This is a genomic window from Psychrobacter sp. (assembly GCF_030457785.1).
Taxonomy (GTDB): domain Bacteria; phylum Pseudomonadota; class Gammaproteobacteria; order Pseudomonadales; family Moraxellaceae; genus Psychrobacter.
Window position 1 is genome coordinate 1 of the sequence record NZ_JAKDUI010000167.1, and the last position, 6002, is coordinate 6002.

The 6002-nt window shown below is 45.9% G+C and carries 4 protein-coding genes; all 4 read left to right on the top strand.

Annotated elements, in window-relative coordinates; translation table 11 throughout:
- The first annotated feature begins 250 nt into the window (after positions 1-250).
- The 4 genes from L0J61_RS08450 (at position 251) to L0J61_RS08465 (ending at position 5909) form a co-directional block, all read left to right on the top strand.
- Positions 251-2215 carry a DUF294 nucleotidyltransferase-like domain-containing protein gene (locus L0J61_RS08450; protein WP_301466009.1) on the top strand — a complete coding sequence of 655 codons (1965 nt, stop codon included), beginning with the start codon at positions 251-253 and terminating at the stop codon, positions 2213-2215.
- A 151-nt stretch (positions 2216-2366) separates the two neighbouring features.
- Entirely contained in the window at positions 2367-2978 is a 612-nt protein-coding gene (locus tag L0J61_RS08455) for a 3'-5' exonuclease (protein WP_301466010.1), read from the top strand.
- Between the two features lie 174 nt (positions 2979-3152).
- Entirely contained in the window at positions 3153-5159 is a 2007-nt protein-coding gene (locus tag L0J61_RS08460) for a D-alanyl-D-alanine carboxypeptidase/D-alanyl-D-alanine-endopeptidase (RefSeq protein WP_301466011.1), read from the top strand.
- A 237-nt stretch (positions 5160-5396) separates the two neighbouring features.
- Positions 5397-5909, top strand: a complete 513-nt coding sequence (locus L0J61_RS08465) for an ABZJ_00895 family protein (RefSeq protein ID WP_301466012.1) — start codon at positions 5397-5399, stop codon at positions 5907-5909.
- The last annotated feature ends 93 nt before the right edge of the window (positions 5910-6002 follow it).

A 6002-nucleotide genomic window follows, 5' to 3' on the forward strand; every position in this document is an offset into this window, starting at 1 on the left:
TCGTTAACTGCTCGTGCTTGGGCGCAACTTTAATTGTTGGGTTTGGTATTACTTAGTGCATGGTATTGAACAACACAGGTATAAACGATACAGGCATGAACGACATAAGTATTAACAGATAACCGTTACCTATCAAAAAAACAAAAACCTTCAATGCCACAATTTTACTGTGGTTATTGAAGGTTTTTTATTTGAATAGTGCTATAGTAAAGCTACTATTAGCTGACTATATGCCATCAAGGATGATGCCATGCCCCACATTGACTTTAACCACCCCCCCTTTGATGTACTGACCTTGTCCGAGCGTCAAAGTATCAGAAAAAACACCAGCATCCGCTATCTGGAAAAAAACGAAAGGCTACCAACAGAAGAGTTGCAACACTTGTATGTGGTCATGAAAGGCCAGATTGAGCAACGTCTTGATGACCGTTTTGTCGCTTCCTACTTAGGGAGCAATCATTCCGATGAGCTCAACAACAACGATTGGTTTGATAGCCGCCGATTGCCCAAATCCACGAATAAGCAGTCCGAAAAATTACAAGCCCAAACGGTGGCAACCACAGAAACCACTCAACCTTATCAATTCTATGCGGTTGAAGATACGTTGCTGCTACAAGTCAGCGGTACTGCAGTGGACAAAATCAGTGCACAAAACCATTTAATACGGCAGATCCTCTCAGACAAACTGCCAGAAAAACTAAAAGCACTACAACAACGACGCAGTAAAAAGCCCACAACCTCCTACGGCTACGACGATCAGCAAGAAGTACAGCAAATCATGCTCCAACCCGTGATTGACGTCCATTTGTTGCCCGTGCACATCGTCGATGCCAGTCAGAGCTTGTTTGACGCGGCAGACGTAATGACCAAAGCAGGCCTAAAACATGTACTGGTGCGCCCACTTGATACCTCAAATCACGCTCATCATAAGCCATCCGGAACAGGTCATCTCTTAGGTATTTTGACCGACACTGATATTTGTCGTGCAGTCAGTGAGCAACAAAACCCCGCCACCACCCTTTGCGAGCGTTACGCCAATTTCAACCTACGCACCATCAATGCCAACGATGAAATCGGCGATGCCTTGCTCACCATGACTCGCTATCGTATTCACAGGCTACCGGTCATTGACCACCATGGCGATGTCTCAGGTGTGCTTGGACAAAGTGACATGCTCGCTCATATTGGTCATCACTCTCAGCTCATCAGTATTCAAATCGAACAAGCCAAGGATTTTTCTAGCTTAGCCACCGCTGTCGATCAGATTGGTCGTTATATTCGCGCACAACATCAAAATGGTGTCAAAATCGGCAATATCAGCCGTATGGTACAGACTCTCAACGCGCAGGTGTTTACCAAGCTCTGGCAAATGATCGTACCTAACGAAGTACACGACAATACTTGCGTCATCGTCATGGGATCAGAAGGTCGTGGTGAGCAAATCATGCGTACCGACCAAGACAACGCGCTCATCATTCGTGATGGCTATACTCATCCTGACTTGCCACAGTTTGCAGATACTTTTAATAGTCAATTAGCCAACCTTGGGTATCCACTATGCGATGGCAATATCATGATGACCAACCCTATGTGGCGACAGCCGATAGAACAATTCACCGCACAAATCAGTTTATGGTTTAACAATACCGATCCGATGCACGGTATTTATTTATCAGCCATACTCGATGCTGACTATGTCTGTGGTGATGAGTCGCTACTGCAGGAGGTTCGACGACATCTAAAAACCGCTCACCAACAATCAGATCCTATGTTTGTCCGGCAGTTTGCACGAGCAGCGCTACAATTTGGTGACGTCAATCAATGGTGGCAAAAGTTTGCGCCTTTACTAGGCGGCAAGGCCGTATCGCAAGATATCGATTTGAAAAAAGCTGGAATTTTTCCATTGGTGCATGGTATTCGTGCTTTTGCATTAGAAAACGACATATTAGACGTCTCTAGCACAAAAAACCGTCTTAAGGCGTTGGTACAAGCCGGTATCATAAACCAAGAACGCGCCGCCAATTTATTAGAAGCCCTAGAGTTTTTTATGGCACAGCGGCTCTCCGTCGCCATATCAACCGATGATAGACATGCTCGGCAGGTCAACCCTACAACCTTAACCGCCCTTGAGCGGGACTTGTTAAAAGAGTGCCTAACAGTCGTCAAAAGCTTTAAAAATGAGCTGCAACAACACTATCAGTTGGCTATCGCATAAAGCTTTAGAGGCAACTAAAGTAACTAGGGCAACTAAGGCGTAGATTTAAACGTTAATATTATGAATGCTTCTTCTTAAGTGAACCATCGGCAACGAACCGTCATGAACGAATCATCGTGAATAAATTATCTTAGATAAATGGGCAGCTAATATGAGTATAAGTTGGCTAAAACCGCTTGCTAACGCTTGGAATAAAAAACATCTTCAACGTCCAGAGTTAGCATCGATGTTTGACAAACCTGCGCCTGATCAATGGGTGGCTATCGACTGTGAGATGACAGGACTAAACCCAAAAAAACACCACGTACTCTCGGTCGCGGCGATTCACATCAACGCCAACAGTATTGACACTGGTAGTGGTCTACATCTGGTCTGCAAACCACCTGTGATGCCAGACCGTGACACCATTGTGATTCATGGTCTGCGTACCGCCGATGTAGAACACGGCATGAGTTATGATGAAATGCTGTCCTTGTTGTTGCCTTTTATAGGCAATCGACCAGTTGTGGGGTTTTGTCCTCAGATTGATATCGGTTTTTTAAATCCGTTAGTCAAACGTTATATGGGCACTACCCTACCCAATGCAGTGATTGATATTCGGCAGCTATACAGTAGACGTATGGGCAGTCAAATCCAAGGATTCTCTAATAAGTCGCAGAGTCTGGCCAGTATTTTAGCGCATTATGACATTCCTAACTTGGGCTCTCATGATGCATACAATGACGCCATCATGACGGCCATGGCATTTTTCCACCTGCGCTAATGCCCGTCCACATAGGGCATTGCGATATTGAACCAAGCCAGCCACAGCCACTATAATAGCACTCATCGAATTTTCAACCAGCTGTCACTGCCTCAAAATCAGTGCTCTGCATCTACGTGAAAAAACCAACTCATGTTACTATAGAGCGTTTATACCACCTGATGAATGCCGACCATGCGACCCACTCCTACACGCCACAACCCACCTAGCTCCATAGCCTGCCAAACAACTATCTGTGACCAAATGCGATCATATCAGCAGTCGAGCAAACGCCTATCAAAACTTGCTTTATTAACCAGCGTCATGGCTCTACCGCTAAGTGTGCAAGCTACATTGCCAGAAGCCATCCAAACAGCAATGTCACAAGCAGGTTTGACAGCAGCAGACATCAGCATCGTCATCACGCCCGTGGGTAGTAAAAACACCAGCCGCTTGCCAGCTGCGATTCAGATCATCGATAGTAGTGAGCCTGACAACCAATCAACAGCAGATACTGCCGACAACAATGATAACAACGACAACGACACTGGTATTGATGATGATGTCAGCAAAAGTACCTTAGTGACTGTTGAAAAACGAACCATCAAAGAGCATGAGCAACGACTGCATGACAATACCGATGATGCTTACACTTCTCAAAGCCTAGAAAGTATCCCGACAGTACTATCAGATAATCAACACCCAAATGTCGATCACAACCTAGCGACCGACCACGATGCGAACCAGACAAACAGCAATCCTCCCAGTAATAAAGGTACCAATACAACATTAACAACAACATCGACAGAGCACCCATTTTTACCACTGCTGGATCATCAATCTGATATCGCGCGCACACCTGCTAGCACCATGAAACTCGTACCCACCTTTATTGCCTTGGATACACTAGGCGCAGATTTTGTGTGGCATACTCGCGTCTACCATACGGGTGTGGTCATCGGCGACCAACTACACGGCGACTTGATTATTCAAGGCAGTGGCGACCCAAAAATGACCCATGAGCGCTTGAAGCAGCTGCTCTATAAAGTCCAAGCATCGGGAATTCGTCATATCGATGGAGACATCATTGTCGACAGCTCAGTGTTTGATGGCGTCAGTAAAGACCCTGCCGCTTTTGATAACGCACCGCTACGTCCGTACAACGCTAGCCCTGATGGATTCTTGGTCAACTTTAGCACCATCGCCATCAAAAGCTATCCGCTAGATAATGGTCAAGCACAGCTGACTTATACGCCAAGATTGGCAGACTACCATTTGCCAAATACAGTCAGCACACGCTCAGCGGGCTGCGGTCAAGCAAGCTACAGCTTGGCACCGCAATGGCAAAAAAACCAACTGGTACTAAATGCTGCACTGCCAGACAGCTGTCAAGCGCACACTTTTTATGTCGCTTACCCAGACGCCAAAGATTTCACGGCACGAGTCATCGCGAGCAAATGGCAAGAGCTGGGCAACACCTTAAACGGCAATATCGTCACCCAAGAAACCCCTTACGGCACGACAAATCGAAAAAAACCACCCGTGGCGCTATCCGCATTACCGATGTCACCACTACCGCTGGTCAGCTACCCATCCCTTGACTTAACTCAGCAAATTTATGATATCAATCACTTCTCAAATAACGTCATGACTGAACAACTGGCATTATCGATTGGTTCCTATGCACCAACGACTGACGGGATAATCGCAAAAGAGCCAACAACCGATCATGACGCGACCAGCTTATACCAGTTTGGTAAACCCGCTACAGCTGAATATTCATCAGCATTACAGACCATCGACCACTGGTGGTACCACCACCTGCAAACACCAGCACCACATCTGACCAACGGCTCAGGGCTGTGCCGAGACTGTACGATAACCGCTGCCAACTTAAATGAGTTACTCACATACGCTTATCATCACCCAAGCTTTTCCGCTTATGTCAACTCGCTGGGAGTTGCAGGCGTCAGCGGTACGATTACTGCTCATAGTAGCCGCTTGCCTGAGTCAGCGGCCATCGGTCGTGCATGGATAAAAACTGGTACGTTAAATAACGTCACTTCGATGGCAGGTTATGTCAAGGGGCTATCTGGGCAAGATTACGTCGTCGTAGGGCTCATTAACAAGGACGAGGCACTTAATACCTATGCTGCCCGAACCGTGCTAGATACGATGCTTGACTGGACAGCTCAGCACTGATGTATTTGTGCATTGCCAGCTATCTTGTAGAATGAAATGCCGTTTAAATGAAATGCCGTTTAGATGAAGTACCATTGGAACGAATTACCGTTCAGATAATGATCTGCAGACGATAGGTCTTGATGTTGGATTTCTTGATGCCACATACCTTGATATCCTGTATTCCGATGCTATTAGATACTGACAATATTGATAGTTACATTAATTGCTCGTTTTCACCTTTATTAAGGCTCATTTATGTCACGCAAGACACCCAATCTCAGCAAGGCCAACGCTCATACAGACCGCCACTCAACAGTGCCGCTTGAGTCAACACAACCGAAGCTGACACAATATATCGGGTTTTTCTCGATTGGTTATGTTCTTGCCAGCGCGATATTTATGATGATACAAACCAAACTAACGCTAAATGCACAACTGGTCACAGTGCTTTCGATCGCCATCGGTGCTTATATCGCAGTGCATAAATTTATCAAACATCAGCATCGCGCCCTGCAAAAGAATGAAATCAATCGTTTGATGCTCGGCGGCATCATGGCCGTTTGGCTGCTCACTGTCTTGTATTTTTTGGGTGTGTGGTTTTTATTATTTGACCAAGTCAGTCGTGAGGTATTATTTGAGATGACAAAGCAGCGGCCGTTACCACTACTCTCGGCACTGGTAATGATCGTATTGCTGTCTTTGGTCAGCGCTCGCATCAGTATCTGGGCATTCAATCACCTGCTCAACCCCAAAAAAGACACCTTATGATTCACTGTGCTGCACAGAAAGCGGGACTTCATACTAAATAACCCCAATTCGGGATAAGCGCTCAAAAAAAAGATAAAAAAAGAAGTCCGAAGT